The 22,936-nt window shown below is 32.1% G+C and carries 21 protein-coding genes; 20 read left to right on the forward strand and 1 reads right to left on the reverse strand.

Features of this window, described 5'->3' with window-relative positions; translation table 11 throughout:
* Positions 1–206: 206 nt before the first annotated feature.
* From Q0807_RS08245 to Q0807_RS08275, 7 genes are all read left to right on the forward strand, one after another.
* Positions 207–1,598 (forward strand): CmpA/NrtA family ABC transporter substrate-binding protein, encoded by a 1,392-nt coding sequence (locus Q0807_RS08245; protein WP_299108500.1) that lies wholly within the window; start codon positions 207–209, stop codon positions 1,596–1,598.
* Between the two features lie 26 nt (positions 1,599–1,624).
* On the forward strand, positions 1,625–2,731 hold the full coding sequence (locus tag Q0807_RS08250) for an ABC transporter permease (RefSeq protein ID WP_299108501.1): 1,107 nt from the start codon (positions 1,625–1,627) through the stop codon (positions 2,729–2,731).
* A gap of 20 nt (positions 2,732–2,751) precedes the next feature.
* Positions 2,752–3,612, forward strand: a complete 861-nt coding sequence (locus Q0807_RS08255; protein ID WP_299108502.1) for an ABC transporter ATP-binding protein — start codon at positions 2,752–2,754, stop codon at positions 3,610–3,612.
* Positions 3,609–4,439: an ABC transporter ATP-binding protein gene (locus Q0807_RS08260; protein WP_299108503.1), complete on the forward strand. Its 831-nt coding sequence runs from the start codon at positions 3,609–3,611 to the stop codon at positions 4,437–4,439. Before Q0807_RS08255 ends, Q0807_RS08260 begins: the two co-directional genes overlap by 4 nt.
* A 147-nt stretch (positions 4,440–4,586) precedes the next feature.
* On the forward strand, positions 4,587–5,855 hold the full coding sequence (locus Q0807_RS08265; RefSeq protein WP_299108504.1) for an alginate export family protein: 1,269 nt from the start codon (positions 4,587–4,589) through the stop codon (positions 5,853–5,855).
* 238 nt (positions 5,856–6,093) lie between these two features.
* Entirely contained in the window at positions 6,094–6,936 is an 843-nt protein-coding gene (locus tag Q0807_RS08270; RefSeq protein ID WP_299108506.1) for an EcsC family protein, read from the forward strand.
* Between the two features lie 315 nt (positions 6,937–7,251).
* Entirely contained in the window at positions 7,252–7,452 is a 201-nt protein-coding gene (locus tag Q0807_RS08275; RefSeq protein ID WP_299108508.1) for a PID-CTERM protein-sorting domain-containing protein, read from the forward strand.
* Here Q0807_RS08275 and Q0807_RS08280 read toward each other — a convergent pair.
* Positions 7,449–8,039, reverse strand: coding sequence for a riboflavin synthase (locus Q0807_RS08280; protein WP_299108510.1), 591 nt, complete (start codon positions 8,037–8,039; stop codon positions 7,449–7,451). The two genes, Q0807_RS08275 and Q0807_RS08280, sit on opposite strands and share 4 nt — an antisense overlap.
* 133 nt (positions 8,040–8,172) lie before the next feature.
* On the opposite strand from Q0807_RS08280, the gene pdxA reads away from it, so the two are divergent.
* From pdxA to Q0807_RS08345, 13 genes are all read left to right on the forward strand, one after another.
* Positions 8,173–9,213 carry a 4-hydroxythreonine-4-phosphate dehydrogenase PdxA gene (gene pdxA, locus Q0807_RS08285; protein ID WP_299108512.1) on the forward strand — a complete coding sequence of 347 codons (1,041 nt, stop codon included), beginning with the start codon at positions 8,173–8,175 and terminating at the stop codon, positions 9,211–9,213.
* Positions 9,214–9,292: 79 nt separating this feature from the next.
* Positions 9,293–9,832, forward strand: a complete 540-nt coding sequence (locus Q0807_RS08290; protein WP_299108515.1) for a DUF177 domain-containing protein — start codon at positions 9,293–9,295, stop codon at positions 9,830–9,832.
* 8 nt (positions 9,833–9,840) lie between these two features.
* A complete protein-coding gene (gene rpmF, locus Q0807_RS08295; RefSeq protein WP_157364235.1) occupies positions 9,841–10,044 on the forward strand; it encodes a 50S ribosomal protein L32 in 204 nt (67 codons plus the stop codon).
* A 177-nt stretch (positions 10,045–10,221) separates the two neighbouring features.
* Positions 10,222–11,217: a beta-ketoacyl-ACP synthase III gene (locus Q0807_RS08300; RefSeq protein WP_299108519.1), complete on the forward strand. Its 996-nt coding sequence runs from the start codon at positions 10,222–10,224 to the stop codon at positions 11,215–11,217.
* Positions 11,218–11,253: 36 nt separating this feature from the next.
* Positions 11,254–11,730: an acetyl-CoA carboxylase biotin carboxyl carrier protein gene (gene accB, locus Q0807_RS08305; protein WP_299108521.1), complete on the forward strand. Its 477-nt coding sequence runs from the start codon at positions 11,254–11,256 to the stop codon at positions 11,728–11,730.
* An 89-nt stretch (positions 11,731–11,819) separates the two neighbouring features.
* Positions 11,820–13,169 carry an acetyl-CoA carboxylase biotin carboxylase subunit gene (gene accC, locus Q0807_RS08310; protein WP_299108522.1) on the forward strand — a complete coding sequence of 450 codons (1,350 nt, stop codon included), beginning with the start codon at positions 11,820–11,822 and terminating at the stop codon, positions 13,167–13,169.
* Between the two features lie 146 nt (positions 13,170–13,315).
* Positions 13,316–16,006, forward strand: a complete 2,691-nt coding sequence (locus Q0807_RS08315; protein WP_299108524.1) for a reprolysin-like metallopeptidase — start codon at positions 13,316–13,318, stop codon at positions 16,004–16,006.
* 65 nt (positions 16,007–16,071) lie between these two features.
* Positions 16,072–17,184, forward strand: coding sequence for an FAD-binding oxidoreductase (locus Q0807_RS08320; protein WP_299108526.1), 1,113 nt, complete (start codon positions 16,072–16,074; stop codon positions 17,182–17,184).
* A 9-nt stretch (positions 17,185–17,193) separates the two neighbouring features.
* Positions 17,194–17,901 (forward strand): monofunctional biosynthetic peptidoglycan transglycosylase, encoded by a 708-nt coding sequence (gene mtgA, locus Q0807_RS08325; RefSeq protein ID WP_299108528.1) that lies wholly within the window; start codon positions 17,194–17,196, stop codon positions 17,899–17,901.
* Between the two features lie 160 nt (positions 17,902–18,061).
* Positions 18,062–18,739 (forward strand): hypothetical protein, encoded by a 678-nt coding sequence (locus tag Q0807_RS08330; RefSeq protein ID WP_299108530.1) that lies wholly within the window; start codon positions 18,062–18,064, stop codon positions 18,737–18,739.
* A gap of 26 nt (positions 18,740–18,765) precedes the next feature.
* The gene (locus tag Q0807_RS08335) at positions 18,766–20,970 is read left to right on the forward strand and encodes a DUF1573 domain-containing protein (RefSeq protein WP_299108533.1); all 2,205 of its coding nucleotides are present in this window, start codon (positions 18,766–18,768) and stop codon (positions 20,968–20,970) included.
* Positions 20,971–20,989: 19 nt separating this feature from the next.
* On the forward strand, positions 20,990–22,423 hold the full coding sequence (locus tag Q0807_RS08340) for a hypothetical protein (protein ID WP_299108536.1): 1,434 nt from the start codon (positions 20,990–20,992) through the stop codon (positions 22,421–22,423).
* Positions 22,424–22,464: 41 nt separating this feature from the next.
* Positions 22,465–22,920 carry a 3-oxoacyl-ACP synthase gene (locus tag Q0807_RS08345; protein WP_299108539.1) on the forward strand — a complete coding sequence of 152 codons (456 nt, stop codon included), beginning with the start codon at positions 22,465–22,467 and terminating at the stop codon, positions 22,918–22,920.
* Positions 22,921–22,936 lie beyond the last annotated feature (16 nt).

Raw genomic sequence — 22,936 nt, forward strand, 5'->3', positions numbered from 1 at the left:
TTTGTTTGACATAGTTAATTAGCTCGTTATAAGAGTATTGTGTTTTTTGTTTGCTTTTTGTCATGTTTTATTATTTAAAAGCACAAGTTTATTCAAATCTAAAAACTTGTTTTAACCATTTATAAATCAAGTCTTATCTAAAATTGCGCTTCTATATTTGTCTTAAATAAGTATTAATACTTAGCTAACTATAAAATCAAATAGAGATGAAAACATTATTATCAAAATCTACGTTTATTTTATCACTTGCAATTTTATTATTTGCATGTGGTGAAGACGAGAAAAAGAAAACTGCAGAAAAGGAGATTGTAGAGGTTTCAAAAACAAAAAGTTTAGAAATTGAGAAACCACAATTAACTTTTGGATTTATAAAACTTACAGATATGGCGCCTTTAGCAATTGCTAAGGAGAAAGGATTTTTTGAAGATGAAGGATTATTTGTTTCAGTCGAAGCGCAATCTAACTGGAAAAATGTATTAGATCGTGTAATTGATGGGCAATTAGATGGTTCGCACATGTTAGCTGGTCAGCCAATTGCAGCTGGAGCCGGTTTTGGTCGTCAAGCCAAATTAGTAACTGCGTTTTCTATGGATTTAAACGGAAATGGAATTACGGTTTCAAATGATGTTTGGTCAAAAATGAAGCCAAATGTACCAAAAGATGCTGATGGAAAACCAATTCATCCTATAAAAGCAGAAGCTTTAAAGCCAGTTATTAATCAATATAAGACAGATGGAAAAGCATTTAAAATGGGAATGGTGTTTCCTGTTTCGACACACAATTATGAAATTAGATATTGGTTAGCGGCTGCTGGTATTCATCCAGGAATGTATACTGCGGATAACGTACAAGGGCAAATTGATGCAGAAGTTTTATTATCTGTAACGCCTCCACCACAAATGCCAGCAACATTAGAGGCAGGAACTATTTTTGGATATTGTGTAGGTGAGCCTTGGAATCAACAAGCGGTTTTTAAAGGTATTGGTGTTCCGGTTGTAACAAATTATGATATATGGAAAAATAACCCAGAAAAAGTATTTGTTATGACAGAGAAGTTTGTTGAAGAAAATCCAAATACAGCAATCGCAGTAACTAAGGCATTAATAAGAGCTGGTAAATGGTTAGATGAGCCAAGTAACAGAGCAGAAGCGGTAAAGATTTTGTCAATGTCTCAATACGTAGGAGCTGACGAAGCTGTCTTAGCAAATTCAATGACAGGTACTTTTGAGTTTGAAAAAGGAGATAAAAGAGAAATGCCAGACTTTAATGTATTCTATAAGTACAATGCGACTTATCCATTTTATTCAGATGGTATTTGGTTTTTAACACAAATGAGAAGATGGGGACAAATTCCTGAAGCAAAATCTGCAGATTGGTATGCTAAAACAATTAAAAATATTTATAGACCAGACATTTGGAAAAAAGCTGCAACACTTTTAGTTGAAGAAGGTAATATTCCTGCAACGGATGTTCCAGAAACAGATGGTTATAAGCCAGCGACATCGGATTTTATAGATGGTACAACTTACGATGCTAAGGATCCTATTTCTTATATCAATAGTTTCAAAATTGGAAACAAAGATAATGTTGAGCAATAAATTGTAAATCGACAAAATAAAAAGTTATGAAGCAAAGTATAACATTAGGTAGAGTCACTAAATTTATGGGATTAGGTATTTTCAGTACAATAAAGGACTTGTTTACTGGGAAATTAGAAAAGGAAGATTTTAAAAATTTCTTACGTAAAACAATTGTACCTCTTGCTTCAATTCTTTTATTTATTGGCTTGTGGCATATGGGAGCAAAAGCACTCTACAATAAAGAAGCAGATTTTAAAATTGAAAAAGCGCTTAATGACCAAGGGCAAGAAGCTGCTGACGCCATGAAGGTATGTATTGCATCTGGTGATGTAAGTTGTAAGCCAAACACATTGCCTTCACCAGCCCAAGTGTGGGATTCCTATAAATCTTTATTAAGAGATCATAACATTATTGCTGCGGATAAAGCTGCTTTTAAAGATAAAACGGCAGCTTTAAACGAAAAACGTGTTGCTGAGGGTTTAGATGCAATTACTTATACTGGAAGACCATCTTTTGTGGACCAAATATTTAGAAGTTTAAAAACTGTTTTTGCAGGATTCTTATTGGCATTATTAATAGCCGTTCCATTGGGAATATTTATTGGGCTAAGCCCAACATTAAAAAGTTCATTCAACTGGTTTATTCAAATTTTTAAACCTGTGTCTCCAGTTGTTTGGTACTTGTTAGTGTTTATGATTGTAAAAACATTATTGATAGGCTCAAATGAAGATAGTTCATTTACTATTTCGTTTATAAGTGTTGGTTTGTGTTCAATGTGGGCAACATTAGTTAATACCGCAATGGGAGTTTCTTCTGTAGATAAAGATTACATCAATGTTGCTAAAGTATTAAAATTAGGACCTTTTCAGAAAATATTTAAAGTGGTTTTACCATCATCTTTACCATTAATATTTACGGGTTTAAAAATTACCCTATCTGTAGCCTGGATGGTACTAATTGCAATTGAATTATTGGCGCAAAGTCCTGGTTTAGGTTTATTTGTTTGGGAAGAGTTTCAGAATGGCGCAAATGACTCTAACGCAAAAATAATCGTTGCCATGTTTGTTATTGGAGTTATAGGATTCTTATTAGACCGAATAATGTTAACGATTCAAAATTGGGTGTCTTTTGATAAGACTGATGCTATTTAAAAATTAAACATCACAAGAAAATGGCATACTTAGAATTAAATAATATTTACAAAACATATGGACAAGGTGACAATGAAACCGAAATTCTATCTAATATAAATCTATCCATTGAAGAAGGTGAGTTTGTTGCAATTGTAGGTTTTACAGGAAGTGGAAAAACGACATTAGTCAATCTAATAAATGGATTATTAGAACCAACAAAAGGAGAGGTTTTATTTAAAGGAGAGCCCGTTATAGGAACGAGCCATGAGCGTGGTGTTATTTTTCAAAATTACTCCTTGTTACCTTGGTTAACTGTTGGACAGAATGTGTTTATGGCTGTTAAAGAAGCGTTTCCTAAAAAGAGTAAAAAGGAACTTCATGAGATTGTGGCAGATTATGTTGAAATGGTAAGTTTAACACCAGCAATAAATAAACGACCTAAAGAATTATCTGGCGGTATGCGTCAGCGTGTGGCTGTTGCTAGAGCTTTAGCTATGAAGCCAGAAATGATAATTATGGATGAACCTCTTGGCGCTTTAGATGCACTAACAAGGGGAAATCTTCAAGATGAAATTTTAAATATCTGGGGAAAAGATAAGCGAACAGCATTATTAATTACCAATGATGTTGATGAAGGAATTTATATGGCTGATCGCATTATTCCATTACGTCCAGGACCAAATGCAACTTTAGGACCAGAATTTAAAATAGATATTGATCGTCCTCGAGATAAAACCGAATTGAATGATAATGACAATTTTAAGAAAACAAGAAATGCTATTATTGAGTATTTAATGGATATTGGTGAGGAGCGAAAGTCTGAAGCTAATGAAGAGATAATACTTCCAGATTTAAGCCCTAAAGATTTTGTTAATCAGTTTAAATATAAAATATTATGAGTACTATAGTAGACACAAATAATACTAAGGTTATTGCTGATAATGGACTTTTTCCTTCGAATGAAGTGATGTTAGATTTAAAAAATCTAAAAAAAGTGTATCCAACACCAAAAGGAGATTACGTTGTTCTTGAAGATTTAAATCTTCAAATTAAAAAAGAAGAATTTGTTACAATCATTGGTCATTCGGGTTGTGGTAAAACAACAATGCTTTCAATGATTGCGGGTCTGAATCCTATCTCTGGAGGGCATATTTCAGTGTTAGGGAAGCAAATTAAAGGACCAGGTCCAGATCGTGGTGTAATCTTTCAGGCTCCGAGTTTAATGCCATGGATGACGGCTTTGCAGAATGTATTGCTAGGTGTTAATCAGGTGTTTCCACATGGTACTAAATCGCAACGAAACGATATTGCTAAATACTACTTGCAAAAAGTTGGTTTAGAAGATGCATTTAATAAAAGAGCTTCAGATTTATCTCAGGGAATGCAACAGCGCGTTGGTATTGCAAGAGCATTTGCTATTAAACCTAAAGTATTATTATTAGATGAACCTTTTGGTATGCTAGATTCACTTACTCGTGGCGAACTTCAAGATATACTGATTGAAATTTGGAACAAGGAAAAAATCACAGCTGTAATGATTACACACGATGTTGATGAAGCTATCTTTTTAGCCGATAGAGTAGTTATGATGACAAGTGGACCAAAAGCTAAAATTGGTGATATTCTAGATATTAATTTTGAAAGACCTAGAACGCGTAAGGCAGTTTTAGAACATAATGATTATTATAAATACAGAAAACACTTAATAGACTTTTTAGAGCATTAAAAAGTAAAAATAACAACAGTTTAGTTGGCTTAAAATAAGTTTTTGAAGATTAAATTTCTCAAAAGCACAGGAAAACTACAACCTAAACCAACCAATAAAATGAGGCATAATAACTTAAAAAATATTTCTAACTTAAAAACAAGAACCATGAAAAAACAATATGTTTTAATAGGATTGATGGCATTAATAGTACAATTTGCACAAGCTCAGTTTAGTCTAAACGGAGAATTTAGACCACGTACAGAATACAGAAACGGATTTGGAAGTATAATAACAGATGATGCAGATGCCGGATTTGGAATTTCAACAAGAGCAAGATTAAATGCAGGATTTAAAACTGACGCTTATAGCTTTTACTTAAGTTTACAAGATGTGCTAGTTTGGGGAGAAAACAGACAGATTTTGCCTTATGATCAAAATAATTCTTTTGCTGTATTCCAAGCTTGGGCAGATATTAAGTTAGGTGAAGGTTTCTCAACAAAAATTGGTCGTCAAATTTTGTCTTATGATGATCAGCGAATCTTAGGAGGTTTAGATTGGGCACAACAAGGGCGAAACCATGATGCAGCTTTATTAAAGTATACTAAGGATAGTTTTAAATTAGATTTTGCTTTAGCTTTTAATCAAGATTACAGCAACCCAACTGGTTTTGTTTCCTCTGGAACTTCATATGATACTACAGGTTTTTTCTCTTATAAAACAATGCAAATGTTGCATTTAAGTAAGAAATGGTCTAAGTTTTCAGGAAGTTTATTATTGATGAATAATGGTTTTCAGGAATATGAAGATGATGGTGTAACTGCTGATGGAACAAGTGGATTGCAAACAATTGGTACGCATTTAAAATACAATAGTGGCAAATTTGGTGTAGCTGCAAATGCCTATTTACAAACTGGCCAAAGACAAGGTGAAGTAGATGTAAAAGGAGCACATTTATTAAGTTTGGATTTGTCTTATAAATCATCGGATAAGGTGACTTTTGGAGCAGGTGTAGAAATTATTAGTGGTAATGATGGTGATGCGGGTGAAACAGGAGCGTTCTTTCCTTTATATGGAACAAATCATAAATTCAATGGATTTATGGATTATTTCTATGTCGGTAACCATGCTAATTCTATTGGCTTGGTGGATTTGCATGCTAGTGCAAACTTTAAATTAGGTGAGAAATCTAGTTTATTAGTAAAAGCATTAAATTTTAGTGGAGAACAAGAGTTAGCTAGTGGTGAAAAATCATTAGGAACTGAAGTTGATTTGGTTTTTAAACAAAAATTTAAGGGTTACGCATTAGTTTTGGGTTACTCTCAGATGTTTGCTAGTGATGGTATGTATGAATTAAAAGGAGTAGCAGAAAATGTAGCTTCAGGAAGTCAAAATTGGGCTTGGGCAATGCTAGTTATTAAGCCTAAGTTTCTTTAAGCTATAAATTCTTGGATACGGGTTTAAGAATTTAATTCTACCAGATGATTTAATTTTATAAACTTAAAGACTCTTTTTAACCATGTAATAGTTCTTAGTGTTGTTATTATTGAGTTTTCAAAAGTTATCCAAGAATTAAGTTAAACCTTTCAAGAAATTGAGAGGTTTTTCTCTTAGAAATTAATTGTGGTGTAACTTAAACTGAAGATTAGCGACAGATAATAATAAAAGCTATATTTTGAATATAACACCAATATCAATTTCTCCAGAAGATAAAGATGCTTTAGTCCAAGCTAAATCCGATATGCATAACTTAAGTTGGGCAATTAGGAATGTCAATAAAGTTGGCAATACAGTAGAAACAGGTGTTAAGTTTGTGCCAGAGAAAATACTGTTAAAAGTGCAAAAAATGACAGAATCAGTTTTAATAAAGATTGTAAAAGCTAACTTATTAACTATTCAGAAACATAAAACGTTTAAGAAGCCTTCAAAAAACACTTATAAAGGTATTGTGACTGGTACTGGTGTAATAAGTGGCTTTTTTGGGTCTTCCACAGGTTTTGGTACAGCGATTTTTGCATCAGAAGTAACGCTTACCACTAAGTTTTTAATGCGTACTATTATGGATATAGCGCGCAGTGAAGGTGAGGATATTTATACGTTAGAAGGGCAAATGGCATGCTTACAAGTTTTTGCTTTAGGAGGAGGTTCTAAAAACGATGATGATTTAGAAGCTAGTTACTATACCACGAGATTAGCTTTAAATTCTACTATTAATAATGTGTCTGCTTCTGGAATTAAAATTACTTTAGATAGTTTGGCTAAAGGTGCAGGTGTTTTGGGCTCTAATGCAATTGGTAATTTTTTGTCTAAAATAGCCACAAGATTAAGTCTTTTAATTAGTGAAAAATTTTTAGCGCAAGCTGTACCTGTAATTGGAGCGATTGGAGGAGGAGGATTAAACTATGTATTTGTAAATCACTTTCAGAAAATGGCAACAGCTTATTTTACCATAAGACGATTAGAACGAAAATATGGTGAAGCCGAAATTAAATCAGTTTTCCAAAGTATTAATGTTTAAGAGTATTGTTGTTATTAAGTTTTAATGAAATAAATAAGCGTATATATTGTTATCTAAATAGTTTAATGCGATTATATCCGTTATTTTAATTTAAACACCTTTTCTTTTTTCGTTTAAATGCCTTTTATAGTGTTTATTGTAAGTAAAAATAGTATTATATTTGCGCAGAAATTTGAAGAAAAATGTAGATATCTTCCCTAAAAAACTACATTTTTTGGCATTTTATCGATAAATTTTACCGTTCAAAGATGTTTTTTATACGAATTAATTTTGTATGCTGATTTTTTTTAATACTTTTACACCATATTTAATAGAATGCAGAACAAAAATATGTTAGCCTCAGTCTTAGTTTTTTTCGTTGCTTTCGCATCTATGGCGCAAGGAGCTACGCCTCCACCGCCTTTGCCACCACCACCACCAGGACTCCCAATTGATAGTGGAATTGTTGTGTTGTTGGTCATTGCCCTAGGTTATGGAGCTTATAAAATGTACAGTTTTTCTAAAAAGGCAGTTTAACTTCTAAGGTCATTTAATCGTTTTACGTATTTTCCAATAACATCAAATTCTAGATTTACCTTATCTCCAATTTTTAATGTTTTAAAAGTTGTATTATTATAGGTGTATGGAATAATTGCTACAGAAAATTGGTTTAATTGAGAATTTACAACGGTTAAGCTAACACCATTCACAGTAATAGAACCTTTTTCTATTGTAATATTGTTTAGATTTTTATCGTATTCAAAGGTAAAAACCCAACTTCCGTTTTCTTCTAAAACACTAATGCAATTTGCCGTTTGGTCAACATGGCCTTGCACAATATGTCCATCTAATCGGTCACCTAACTTCATGCCACGCTCAATATTAACCAGTTGATTGTTAGTTAATGAACCAATATTGGTTTTGTCTAAAGTTTCTTGTATAGCCGTAACAGTATAAGTATCGTCTTCAATATTAACAACAGTTAAGCAGACACCATTATGGGCAACACTTTGGTCGATTTTTAGTTCATTTGTAATAGAAGATTGTACTGTAATATGAAGATTGCTTCCTTCTTTTACCAACTTATTAATCGTAGCTAGATTTTCAATAATTCCTGTAAACATAATATGTACTTTATTTAGTTTAAATTTGCATCCACAAAGTTAAACCCAATTTATTTAATAAACTTTGTTAGTAATAGGAAACGGTACATAATTATATGTGCTTTTTAGTTTCTAAAAGATAGTTACCATATATATGAAACGAAAAGAATCAGTTATTGTTGGCATTTCAGTTGGAGACCTCAATGGTATTGGTCCAGAAATTATAATAAAAGCTTATGAAGACCCAAGGTCTTTAGAGTTAAGTACGCCAGTAATTTTTGCATCAGATAAAACTATGCAGTTTTTTAAAAACCATTTTAAAAGTAAAATTAATTTTTTTAGCATAGATAGTCCTGAAAAAGTAGCAATAGGAAAAGTTAATGTTGTTAATGTTTGGAAAGAAGCTGTAAAAATAGATTTTGGTAAAGAAGATAAGAAAACAGGTGAATATGCAATAAAATCGCTTGAAGCAGCAACCAATGCATTAAAAGACGGGGCTATTGATGTATTAGTTACAGCACCCATTAATAAACATAATATTCAGTCAGAGAAATTTAATTTCCCAGGGCACACAGACTATTTAGCCAAAGCACTTAATGGTAAGAGTCTTATGTTTATGGTTTCTAATTCGCTGCGCGTTGGTCTATTAACCGATCATGTGCCATTAAAAGATGCTAGCGAGACCATTACTACAGACTTAATAAATGAAAAGATTGCTACAGTAATCAAATCATTAAAACAAGATTTTGGAATCATTAGACCTAAAGTTGCAGTTTTGGCAATAAATCCGCACGCTGGAGATAATGGTGTTATTGGCAATGAAGACGATCTTGTATTAAAGCCTGCATTAGAAAAAATAAAGTCTGAAGGTCATTTAGTTTACGGACCTTATTCTGCAGATAGCTTTTTTGGTTCTAATACCTATAAAAAGTTTGACGCTATCATAGCATCTTATCATGATCAAGGATTAATTCCGTTTAAAACCATAGCATTCGGAGAGGGTGTTAATTATACGGCTGGTTTAAGTAAAGTTAGAACATCGCCAGATCACGGAACGGCATATGAAATTGCAGGAAAAGGTATTGCTGACGAAGGTTCTATGAAGCAAGCAATATTTACAGCGATTCAAATTTTTAGGAGTCGAGAAGACTATGATTTTTACGGTAAAAATCCCCTAAAAAAGCAATCTAGATAGTTATAAACAAAATTTGTTGATATCTAGGCTTTAAATAATTAAAAATTTATATATTTGCAGGCTCAAATTGAGTGGAGTAATGAAGGCATTAAAATCTTATACAATTCCTTTTGTAGGGTTAAAAATAGGAGAGCATCATTTTGACTATCAAATTGATAATACGTTCTTTCAACATTTTGAGTACGATGAATTCAACTCAGTTGATGTTAAAATTGACCTGAAATTCGAAAAAAAATCAACCCTTTTAGAGTTGTATTTTTCGGCAAAAGGTGTTGTTAATGTTAATTGTGATATCACAAATGAACATTATGACCAGGCTATTGATGACGCTTTTAAGTTAGTTGTTAAGTTTGGAAATGAGTATAATAATGATAATGAAGACATATTAATTGTACCGCACGGAGATTATGAAATTAATGTAGCTCAGTATATTTATGAGCTTATTATTTTAGCGGTTCCAATTAAACGGATTCATCCAGGTATAGAAGATGGCACATTAGAATCGGATATACTTTCAAAATTAGAAGAATTAAGTCCGCAAGAGGACATAAAAAATAAATCATCAGAGGATATTGATCCTCGTTGGAATAATTTAAAAAAACTATTAACGGATAAATAACATTTAAAATGGCACATCCAAAGCGTAAAATATCGAAAACAAGAAGAGATAAAAGAAGAACACATTATAAAGCTTCTGTACCTCAAATAGCAACTTGCCCAACAACTGGTGAGCCACACTTATACCACCGAGCTCATTGGCACGAAGGTAAATTATATTACAGAGGTCAAATTTTAATTGACAAGTCTGTTGAAGAAGAAAATGTTGCATAAGTATTATGCATGCATATAAGAAAACGCTCACTTGTGAGCGTTTTTTTTGTTATTATTTTTTGAATAGCGCAAAAACCACTTACTTTGCGTAATTATTTGCGATAAATTGATAAAAATTGAATTAAACACATCAAATTTTATCAATTTTCGATACATTTAATCTTCTAAATCCTAATAATGAGTAAAATCACAGCGGCAATTACAGCAGTCGGAGGCTATGTTCCAGACTTTGTTTTAACCAATAAAGTACTTGAAACCATGGTCGAGACTAACGATGAATGGATTACTTCAAGAACAGGTATTAAAGAGCGTAGAATTCTTAAAGAAGAAGGAAAAGGAACTTCTTTCTTAGCTATAAAAGCAGCCGAAGATTTAATTGAGAAAAAAGGACTAGATCCAAAAGAGATTGATTTGGTTATTGTTTGTACAGCAACACCAGACATGAAAGCTGCTGCAACTGCATCTTACACAGCAACTCAAATTGGAGCCGTTAATGCATTTGCTTACGATCTAGAAGCAGCATGTTCTAGTTTCCTTTTTGGTATGTCTACAGCATCAGCTTATATAGAATCTGGTCGTTACAAAAAAATACTTCTTATTGGAGCTGATAAAAATTCCTCTTTTATAAATTATAAAGACAGAGCTACGTGTATCATTTTTGGTGATGGTGCAGGTGCAGTACTTTTTGAACCTAATGAAGAAGGTTTAGGATTACAAGACGAACTACTGAGGAGTAATGGTGAAGGAAGAGAATTTCTTCAAGCAACTTATGGAGGTTCTGCATATCCAATTAATGAAGATACATTTAAAGAAGGAAAGCATTATATTTTTCAAGATGGGAAAACGGTATTTAAAAATGCTGTTTTTAACATGGCTGACGTTACAGAACGAGTTATGAAGAAAAACAATCTTAAAAATGATGATATTCAATGGTTGGCGGCACATCAGGCTAACAAACGTATCATTGATGCAACTGCAAACAGAATAAACTTAGAAGAAGAAAAGGTAATGATGAATATACAGAAGTATGGAAATACAACTTCTGCAACCTTACCGTTATTATTATACGATTACGAATCACAACTTAAAAAAGGTGATAAAATAATATTTGCTGCTTTCGGTGGCGGATTTACTTGGGGCTCTATATATTTTAAATGGGCTTATAATTCCTAAAACAATTAATTAATTAACTAATTAATATCTAAAATTATGGATATAAAAGAAATACAAAACTTAATTAGATTTGTAGCCAAATCAGGTGCGAGTGAAGTTAAGTTGGAAATGGATGATGTAAAAATTACCATTAGAACTGGTTCAGATGATACAACAATTGTTCAACAAGTACCAATGCAACAAGCTCCTGTGATGCATCAACAAGTACCAATGCAACAAGCTGTACCTGTGCAAGAAGTACCTGCGGCTGATACTTCGGCAGAAGATTCTAAATATATTACTATAAAATCACCAATTATTGGTACGTTTTATCGTAAGCCATCTCCAGACAAACCTGTTTTCGTAGAAGTTGGTACTGATATTAAAGAAGGTGATGTTCTTTGTGTTATAGAAGCAATGAAGTTATTCAACGAGATTGAATCAGAAGTTTCAGGAAAAATTGTAAAAGTGTTGGTTGATGATTCTTCTCCAGTAGAATTTGATCAACCTTTGTTTTTAGTTGATCCTTCGTAAACTTTAAGTTTAGAAGTTTAAGTTTTAAGTTTAAATAGAACGCATTTAAACAAAAACGGCTAAACAATAAATTCTTAAACTCAAAAGACATGTTTAAAAAAATACTAATTGCAAATAGAGGGGAAATAGCACTTAGAGTTATTAGAACCTGTAAAGAAATGGGTATCCGAACTGTTGCAGTTTATTCTACAGCAGATGCAGAAAGTCTTCATGTTAAATTCGCAGATGAAGCTGTATGTATAGGACCACCAGCTAGTAGTGATTCATACCTTAAGATATCTAATATTATTGCTGCGGCAGAAATCACAAATGCAGATGCTATACATCCTGGCTATGGATTTTTGTCTGAAAACGCAAAATTCTCTAAAATATGTGAGGAGCATGGTATAAAATTCATTGGTGCATCTGAAGAGATGATTGACCGTATGGGTGATAAAGCTAATGCAAAAGCAACAATGAAAGCGGCTGGTGTACCATGTGTACCTGGAAGTGATGGTATAATTGAGACTTTTGAAGACTGTGTAAAAGTCGCAAAAGAAACAGGTTATCCAGTAATGTTAAAAGCATCAGCAGGTGGTGGTGGAAAAGGCATGCGTGCTGTATGGAAACCAGAAGATTTACAAAATGCTTGGGAATCTGCAAGATCAGAATCTAAAGCTGCATTTGGAAATGATGATATGTATATGGAGAAGCTTATTGAAGAGCCTCGTCATATCGAAATACAAATTGTAGGTGATTCTCGTGGAAAAGCCTGTCATTTATCAGAACGTGATTGTTCAATTCAAAGACGTCATCAAAAATTAACGGAAGAAGTACCTTCTCCTTTTATGACAGATAAATTGAGAACTAAAATGGGTAAAGCAGCAGTAAAAGCTGCTGAATTCATAAAATATGAAGGAGCTGGAACTGTTGAATTTCTTGTAGATAAGCATAGAAATTTCTACTTCATGGAAATGAATACGCGTATCCAAGTAGAGCACCCAATTACAGAACAAGTAATTGATTTCGATTTAATTCGTGAACAAATATTAGTTGCTGCAGGTGTGCCAATTTCTGGAAAAAATTATTTACCACAATTACACTCTATTGAATGTAGAATTAACGCTGAAGATCCGTTTAATGATTTTAGACCTTCACCAGGAAAAATTACTACACTTCATGCACCAGGAGGTCATGGTGTAAGATTAGATACTCATGTATATGCTGGTTATAGTATTCCTCCAAATTATGATTCTATGATAGCTAAGTTGATTACAACGGCTCAAACAAGAGAAGAAGCAATCAATAAAATGAAACGTGCTTTAGATGAATTTGTAATTGAAGGTATCAAAACTACAATTCCATTCCATCGACAATTGATGGATCATCCAGATTATTTAGCTGGTAATTATACTACAAAATTTATGGAAGATTTTAAGATTCAAGACGAAATTGAATAATAAAAAAAACCCAAACCGAAAGGTTTGGGTTTTTTATTTGACCAAGTTGATATGTTCGTTTCTCAACATCATTTTAAAAGAGATTATGGCTTTTTTTGATAATCGAATAAATACAAGTAACTTTAAGGATTGAAAAAATAGTAACTATGAATAAACACTACTTTATTAAAACAGCAATTGTTTTCATTTTGTTATTCACTTTATCAGCTAGTTCGCAGAATTCTAATGAATTATGGTCTAGTGTAAGTGAAACTAAGGCAATACAATCAGAACAGGTTTTTAGAAAAATTTCACTAAAGACAGAAAAATTCTTCAAACTAAATCTCGAAGAATTAAAAAATACATTACAAAATGTTGGTGACAGAGAACATCAAGGAAATACAATTATTGCTTTTCCAAACTCTAATGGAGAGTTAAATAACTTTAGAGTATTTGAAACTCCAATGATGGAGTCTGAGCTTCAAGCAGAATATCCTAATACAAAAACCTATGCTGGTCAAGGCATTGAAAACCCTTCAGAAATCATAAGGTTTAGTATAACGTCTAAAGGATTTCATGCTATGTTTTTAAACACAGCAAATGGTACACAATTTATTGACCCATTTTCAACTGATGGGAATATTTACACGGTATACTCAAGAAAAAATTTAGAAGATTTAAATTTTGAATTTGAATGTGGCGTAATTGATGACCCAAGATTAAGTAGTACTTTAGAAAGTGATTCTTTTTTCGCTAAAAATGCTGATGATGGTATGTTAAGAAATTATAGACTTGCCGTTGCTTGTACCGGAGAATATACGGCATTTCATGGAGGAACTGTGGCAGATGCTTTGGCTGCTGTTGTTGTAACAATAAACAGGGTAAATGGTATTTACGAGAGAGACCTCTCAATAACTATGACTTTAGTTGCTAATAACTCGAGTCTTATTTATACAGATGGTACAACAGATCCTTTTGAAAATGATAGTACCAATACATTAATTAACCAAAGTCAGAGTATTATAAACGGTACTATTGGGTCTGGAAATTATGATATTGGTCACACCTTTAGTACAGGAGCTGGTGGATTAGCTGGTTTGGGAGTTACATGTAATAATAACAATAAGGCGAGAGGAGTTACTGGTATTGGTCAACCTGTTGGAGATTCTTTTGATATTGATTATGTTGCTCATGAATTAGGTCATCAATTTGGTGGTCCACATACGTTTAATGGTTCAGTTGGGAGTTGTGCAGGCGGAAATAGGTCTTCATCAAATGCATATGAACCAGGAAGTGGGTCTACTATAATGGCTTATGCTGGTATTTGTGGATCAGATAATATTCAAATAGGTAGTGATGCTTATTTTCACCGCAATAGTATTTTCAGAATTTGGAGCCATGTATCAAGTACAGGTTCTTGTCCTGTAAACAGAACTGCAACTGGAAATACAGAGCCTGTTGCAAACGCTGGTTCTAATTATGCTATTCCGCAAGGAACACCATACAAATTAGACGGAAGTAGTTCTACAGATGTTGATGGGATGGCATCTCTTACTTATACTTGGGAACAATATGATTTAGGTGCTGCAGGAGTTCCAACGGAGACAACTTTTACAGGCCCATTAGTGCGATCTTATGAGGGTACTACAAACCCTATTAGATATATACCAAGACTTGCGGATGTCGTAGCAAATGGAGGGACATCTACAACATGGGAAAAACTTTCATCTGTTAGTAGATTTTTAAATTTCGTTTTAACGGTTAGAGATAATGACGCTAGTGGAGGACAAACAGATTCAGATCAAATGTTGGCCTCAGTAACAACCTCTGCAGGACCTTTTACTGTAACCTCTCAAAATACCAGTGGAGTTTCTTGGGAAGTAGGTACATCACAAACAGTAACTTGGGATGTAGCAGGTACAACAGGTAATGGTGTAGACGAAGCCAATGTAAATATTTTATTATCTACTGATGGAGGTTTAAATTTTGATACTGTTTTAGCGAGTAATACGCCAAATGATGGCTCGCATAATATTACAGTACCTAATGTTTCTTCTTCAAACTGTAGAATAATGGTAGAAGCAGCAAATGGTATATTTTTTAATGTTAATAGTAGTAGTTTTGCGATTGGAGTTGATATTATATGTACAACTTATGCTTCTGGAGATATAGCTTTAGCAATTCCTGATGGAGGTGGTGAAAATGTTCAAGGAACTGTAGTCGCTAACACCATTAATGTACCAGATTCTGGAACGATAACAGATTTTAGAGTATCAATTGATGTTTCACATACTTATATCGGAGATTTAATATTACAATTACAACATCCTAATGGGACAGATTTTGTTAATATTTGGAATAGAACTTGTAATTCAGGTGATTTTGATAACATTGATGTCACCTTTAAAGATGGAGAACCAGTAATTTCTTGTGCGAGCCCAACAGCTGGTCTCTATGAAGCGGCAAGTCCATTAAGTGTTTTTAATGGCTTAGAAATGAGTGGTGATTGGACGCTTTTAGCCGTTGATTTTTTTACGGGTGATACAGGTACTTTAAACAACTGGTCAATGGAATTTTGTACAGAATCCTTAGGTATTCCAGAAAACGAATTAGATAACTTAAGCGTATATCCAAACCCAAATAATGGTGAATTTAATATAGGCTTTAATCCAAAATCGAGTGAGGCTATTACAATAGATGTTTTCGATATAAGAGGGCGTACTATTTATAACCAGGTGTATAGTAGTGTAGGTCGTTTTGAAGAAACAATTCAACTTAATAATGCACAAGCAGGAGTTTATTTGTTAACTATTTCAGATGGTTTACAGAAAGTGACTAAGAAAATTGTAGTAGAATAAAAATTTAATTTATACATTAAAAGCTCCTATTTTTAGGAGCTTTTTTTATTTAAAATGAGTTCAGTATGAATCTATCTTATTGGGAAATAAAAACGTGGTTAACTGACATCGATTTTACAATTGTTGGTAGCGGAATTGTTGGTCTTAATTGTGCACTTCAATTAAAGCAACGATTCCCTAAGTCAAAGATTTTAATTCTCGAAAAAGGAATTCTACCGCAAGGCGCAAGTACAAAAAACGCTGGTTTTGCATGTTTTGGAAGCTTAAGCGAGATTATAGACGACTTAAAAAAACACTCTGAAAAGGAAGTTGTAGAATTGATTAAGAAGCGTATTAAAGGTCTTAATATGCTTCGTGAAACCTTGGGTGATAAAGCCATAGATTATCAAAATTTGGGTGGTTATGAATTATTTTTAGAATCGGATAAAGCACTTTATGATTTATGTAGAAATAAACAGGAAGAAATCAATCGGCTTTTACATCCTGTTTTTAAGTCTGATGTGTTTACGTTTAAAGAAAACAATTTTGGATTTAAAAACATAAAACCTCATTATAGCTTTAATCCGTTTGAAGGGCAGATTAATACAGGTAAAATGATGGAAGCCTTGTTATGTAAGGTACAATCATTAGGAGTAAAAATATTGAATAATATAACAGTTCAAAGTTTCTCTGAAGATTCAAATACAGTAAACGTTAAAACCAATCATTTTGAAATCAATACAAAGCAACTATTAATTGCTACAAATGGCTTTGCTCAGCAGCTTGATATTCCTAAGGTGAAACCAGCTAGAGCCCAAGTTTTAATTACAAAACCTATTAATGATTTAAAAATTAAAGGAACATTCCATTTAGATGAAGGTTATTATTATTTCAGAAATATGGATAATAGAATTTTACTAGGAGGTGGACGACATCTCGATTTTAAAACCGAAGAAACCACGGAATTTGGCCAAACAGAAATCATTCAAAATAAGCTTGAAGAACTTTTAAAAACTACCATTTTGCCACAAACAAATTTTGAAATTGAGCATCGCTGGTCTGGTATTATGGGAGTTGGAAAACAAAAAAAAGCGATTGTAAAGCAAATTTCAAATCATGTGTTTTGTGGTGTAAGGTTAGGCGGAATGGGAATTGCAATTGGCAGTTTAGTTGGTAGAGGATTAGCCGATTTAGCATAATTAATGGTGATGAAATTAATAAAACGATTATTTCGATTCCTTTTTAAAATCCTATTCTGGCTTGTTGTTTTTTCTGTTGCAATTGTTTTTTTATTTAAGTGGGTTCCTGTACCACTAACACCTTTAATGTTGATTCGTAATGTAGAACAAACAGATGCTAACAAAAAAGGTTGGGAGCATAAATGGGTTTCTATTGAAACTATTTCAATAAATCTACAAAAGGCAGTAATCTGTAGTGAAGATCAATTCTTTTTAAACCATAATGGTTTTGATATTAAAGCTATTGAAAGAGCATACGAGAATAATAAAAAGGGAAAGAAACTAAAAGGAGCAAGCACTATTTCTCAACAAACATCAAAGAATGTATTTCTTTGGCCAGACAGAAGTTGGTTGCGCAAAGGATTAGAAACCTATTTTACGTTTTTAATAGAACTCATTTGGACTAAAAAACGCATTATGGAAGTCTATCTTAATAGTATAGAAATGGGGCCAGGTATTTATGGAGCAGAAGCAGCAGCTCAGTATTGGTTTAAAAAATCAGCTTCAAATTTATCTAAATACGAGGCAGCAGCCATTGCTTCTATTCTGCCTAGCCCTTTGAGATATAGGGCAAATCCGGCAACACAATATATTGAAGGTAGAAAATCTTGGATTGTAAACCAAATGGGTTATTTAGGAACTTTAAATTATTCAGAATCAGAAGATGAACAGAAATAAAGTATAAAATTGAAACTATACTTGTAACATGATAACGGTTTCTTAGACTTATTAGTGATTATTATTGGGTTTAATCTTAAAGCCCTTATAATTATTATTACTTTTGAAGTCAATTATGCCTTTTAAGATAATATTAGCCCAATCAAATCAAGACCTAAACATGAAAAGATTTTTCAACTTTTTTATAATAATATTAAGTTTAACCTTGTTTTCAAGTTGTTTTGAAATTCTTGAGGAAATTAGCTTAAATACAGACGGAAGTGGAGAAATGTTGGTGACATTTAATCTAAGTAAAAGCAAATCTAAAATTGCATCGATTATGCTTTTAGATAGTGTTAATGGTTATAAAGTTCCTTCAAAAGAAGATATAGGTAAAGCATTAAAAGAGGCAAAAAACCATTTAAAAACTATTGATGGTATTTCTAATATAGCAACTACTTCTGATTTCGATAATTATATCTTTACAATTTCTTGTGATTTTAGTTCTACAGCGAATTTAGATTCTGTTTTTAAAGATTTAATTAGTAAGCATAATAAGAAGAGTAAAACAAATTTTAATACTACCAATTTTTCATACAGTGCCAATAGCTTTAAACGCTTATTTTCTTATGACGAGAGTATTAAAAGAAACTTTTATAAATTAAATAGTGAGGATCGTAAAATTTTTGAAGATGCTAACTATACTAGTATTTATAGATTTGAAAATGAAGTAGAAAAGGTAACTAATGCAAATGCTAAAGTGTCTCCTAATAAAAAAGCAGTCTTCCTAAAAGTAGATTTAATGTCATTAATTTTAGGAGAAAAAAATATTACAAATTCAATTCAACTATCTAAATAATATAACGACCCAATCCAATCTTACACATGAAAAAAATACTACTATTTACTTATCTTTTTTGCGTTGCATTATCAATTAACGCTCAAGACTTGGTGACTAAAATACCAAAAGACGCTAAAGCAGTTGTTGCTATAAAAGGAAGCAATGTTACCGACTTAGTTTCTGTAGCTGAGTTTGAAAACTCTAAAATCGGAAAATTATTTTTAAAAGAGATGATTAAAGAGACTGATGGTAGAGTTTCTAATATAAATGAATTAGGAATTGATTTAAAACGGGATTTCTATTACTTTATGATATCTGATTCATTGAGTTTAAAACATAACTTTTTGGTTCCTTTAAAGGATAAAGTTGGTTTTGAAAAATTAATGCCAGAGAGACAAAAGAAGAAAATAATCACAGATGGAGATCTATCTTATTTTGTAGACTCTTATGATAATATGGTTATGATGTGGAATAATAATATGTTGCTAATGACAATGTCTCAAGAGACATATAGTGACGATTATTATGGCTATAACGATTACAATGTAGAAGAATTAACTGAGGAAGTTGTAGTCGAAGCTGTTGAAGCATATTATCCTATAATGACTTTTGTTGAAAGAGATCATGATTTTGGAACTATCATTCAAGGAAGTGTAGTAACCCATTCATTTGAATTTACTAATACTGGTGATTCAGATTTGGTAATAACAGATGCCAGAGCTAGTTGTGGTTGTACAGTTCCTGATTATCCAGAAACGGCTATTAGTCCTGGTCAATCTGGTGAAATTACGGTGAAGTTTAATAGTAAAAACAGATCTGGTTCTCAATATAAAACTATAACCTTAACGACTAACACAGAAAATGGTGTAGAAAAGTTGACAATAAACTCTTATGTAAATGATGAAGAAACTATTATAGAAGAGACTGAAATAGAAGAAGCAGTTATAGAATCTACAGAAGTAGAGATTGAAGAAACGGTTATAGAATCTACAGAGTCTTATAGTAATAATGATGATTATTATGAGAACTTAAGAAAAGAAAGAGAAGCTAAAAAATTAATAGCAGACAAAGCCTTAGTTGCCTATGCAAAATTAACAATTCAAGGTAATTACGCTAATGGTTCTATTTTAAAAAATAGTAAATATGTAAAAGCAATTGGCAATAGTAAAGATGAAGCTACAGCTTGGATTGCTGATCTTAGTTCTATTTATTCAGATTTGTTACAACAGGCATCTTATGGTTTAGGACCTAATTACTTAGGGCTATATGATGGCTTACAAAATTTTTATGGAGATATGTCGCTTACGTCTAAGCTTAATTTCGAAAAAACTCAGGTGTCTCTAAAAACAATTTACACCATGAATAGTGACATGGCTAAATACACTGAAGCCATGTATAATGGTAAAATGAACTCTAATTTTTTTAAATTCTTTAATGAAGATAAAATGTTAGGTTATTTTTCGGTGAATATGAGCACACAAGGCATTTTAGAAGCTTATCCAGAAATGATGAGTAAAATGTTTGAAGGTTATGAGGATGACGAAGTTGCAGCATTTGTACCTATTGGTATGAGAATTTTGTCATTATTGATTGATGAAGAAGGTGCAGCAAAAATATTAAGGGGAGATATGCTTTTTGTTCTTACAGAAATGAAGGAAAGAGAATTAAGTTACACAACTTATGAGTATGATGAAAATTATGAAAGAGAAGAAGTAACTAAAACTAAAAAAGAAACGCTACCAGGTTTTTTAATGATGTTAACATCATCTGAAGGTGATTTGTTTCATCAATTAATGAAAATAGCTGTAAAAGAAAGTAGAGGAGAAGTAACTTTAAATGCTAACGGAATCTACCAATTAAATACAAATGAGTTGCCTTTTGCTTTAAATGTTATGTTTAAGAATGATGCCATTCTTATCGGAACTTCTTTTGAAGATATGGTTGCAATTAAAAACGGTAAATTCAACAGTAAAGTTGGTGGGAAACATAAAAACCTAATTAAAAAGAACTCTAGTGCGATTTATGTAAACGGACAAGAAATTGCTTCAACATTCCCAAGAGAAATTATGCCTAATGATTTTAAAGAAAAAATAGATTTTATTGCTGAAAATACAGAGGATGTAATTTTCAAAACAGGAAAAGTTAAGAAGAATGCCATGGAAGGTGAGATGATTTTAAATACACCAGAGAAAGGACATAACAACAGTTTAGCATATTTTTTAAATATGATTACTGCACTAATGGATTAATTATTTAAACTAAAATCTTTTGAAAAAATCTCTAAAAATAACCCTATCGATACTTCTATTAGTATTGGTAGGGTATTTTGGTTACACCCATTTTAAAAAGACGTCTGTTTTACTTAACGTTATACATGAAGACGCAGAAAGTGTAATTAAAGTTGGTGTGCATGACATTACAAAAACAATAGTTTTAGATGCACTTTCATCACCAAGCTATTACTGGAAAAACACAAAAACATATAAGGACAATAAAAAAGACGATTCAAAAGAGGACGATGGTATTGGTGTAGATTTAAAACCATACGCAATGGCGTTTTATACGATAAAACACATCGATAACACCATTTTTACCACCTTCAAAATTGACGATATAGAAGCTTTTAAAAAGTATATAGATAAATACGCTAAAGAGAAATCAAGTGTAATTACAAACGATGCAAAAGGCTATAAGAAGCTTACTTTAGAAAAGTCTAAACTAATGCTAGCTTGGAACTCAGAAAAAATAGCAGTAGCTCTGACCTTAGATACGCCTTTAGATAAATTAAAAACTGTTTTTGAAGATGTATTATTAAGAGACAAGCTTATTTCGGATAAGAATCATGACATTATTAAAAAACTAAGCAGCACATCTGACCATATTGTTTTTGTAAATAAGGAAAGTTTAATAACGCTTAACTTTAAAGACAAAGGAGCAATTGTACATGGTGATATTTATACAAAAGACTCAGAGATATATAAGACAAGTACAACTTATAATAGTTTGCCAGAAGCGTCTCTACAACTTTATTTTGATGCTAATTTTAACAATAAAGAGAACGAAAAAGCATTTTCTAAAAACTTTGAAAACGTATCTTTCTTCTCCAAAAATAATATAGAAGTCGCTGAACTAGCTAATAGAACTAACGGTTTTTTTAGTGCAGCAATTATAGGAAGAACAACACAATTAGACACAATTATTAGTTATGACTACGATGATAATTTTGAAAAAGTAGCTGTAAAAAAACGGCAAGAAAAGGAGGTGCCTAAAATAACGATTAACCTAGGAGTCAATGAGAATGAAAGTTTAGATACTTACTTAAAAAACAATGGTGCTATAGCAAATGATGTATTATTAAGTATTCCTTATTATACATTTTATGCTAAAGAAAATAATCAAATAGTATCATTTAATACAACTAAAGAAAAGCTTAAGACTGAAGAAAAAAATAGCGCTAGTTTCTTCAAACTAGATGTTGATTTTAATCATTTACAAAAAGATATTACAATTTCAAGAGCGAATGACGTATTTGCTTTATTGGAGACATTAAATATTGAAGCAAATCAATTAAAAGGCACTAATAAAATTAAAATAGTAGGTAATCTTTTAGGGAAGAATGAAGATGTAAATATCATCTCTCAAATATTCTTTGGGTTACAAAAAATAGAAGCAGAAGAAAACTCAAGCAACGAGAATATTTAATTTTACTAATAGCTCTTTAAATTACCATATACGCCATCTAAATGACCAATAAGATAAAACAAGAATTGTATGCTCAATGTCAATCTTTTATAGATACTCGTTTACAGGCGATAACAAATACTATTCATGAAATTCAAGTGTCTCTAACCTCAGAGACCAAAAGTAGTGCAGGTGATAAGCATGAAACCGGAAGAGCAATGCTACAATTAGAACGCGAAAAAGCGGGTCATCAGTTAGCAGAAATTGAAAAACAAAAGCAAATTCTTCATAAGGTAAATGTGGAATCTAAACACCAAAAAGTGGCATTAGGTTCTGTAATAAAAACAACACAAGCCAATTATTTTATTGCTGTTAGTACTGGCGAAATAGTAATAGATAAAACTACTTATTATGCTATTTCTGCCGCGACACCTATTGCGCAATTATTATTGTCAAAAGATGTTGGTGATGAGATTTTTTTTAGAGGTAATGGGTTTAGGGTAATTGATGTTTTTTAAAATTAAAAAGCAGACC

The organism is uncultured Winogradskyella sp. (assembly GCF_947495255.1).
Taxonomy (GTDB): Bacteria; Bacteroidota; Bacteroidia; order Flavobacteriales; family Flavobacteriaceae; genus Winogradskyella.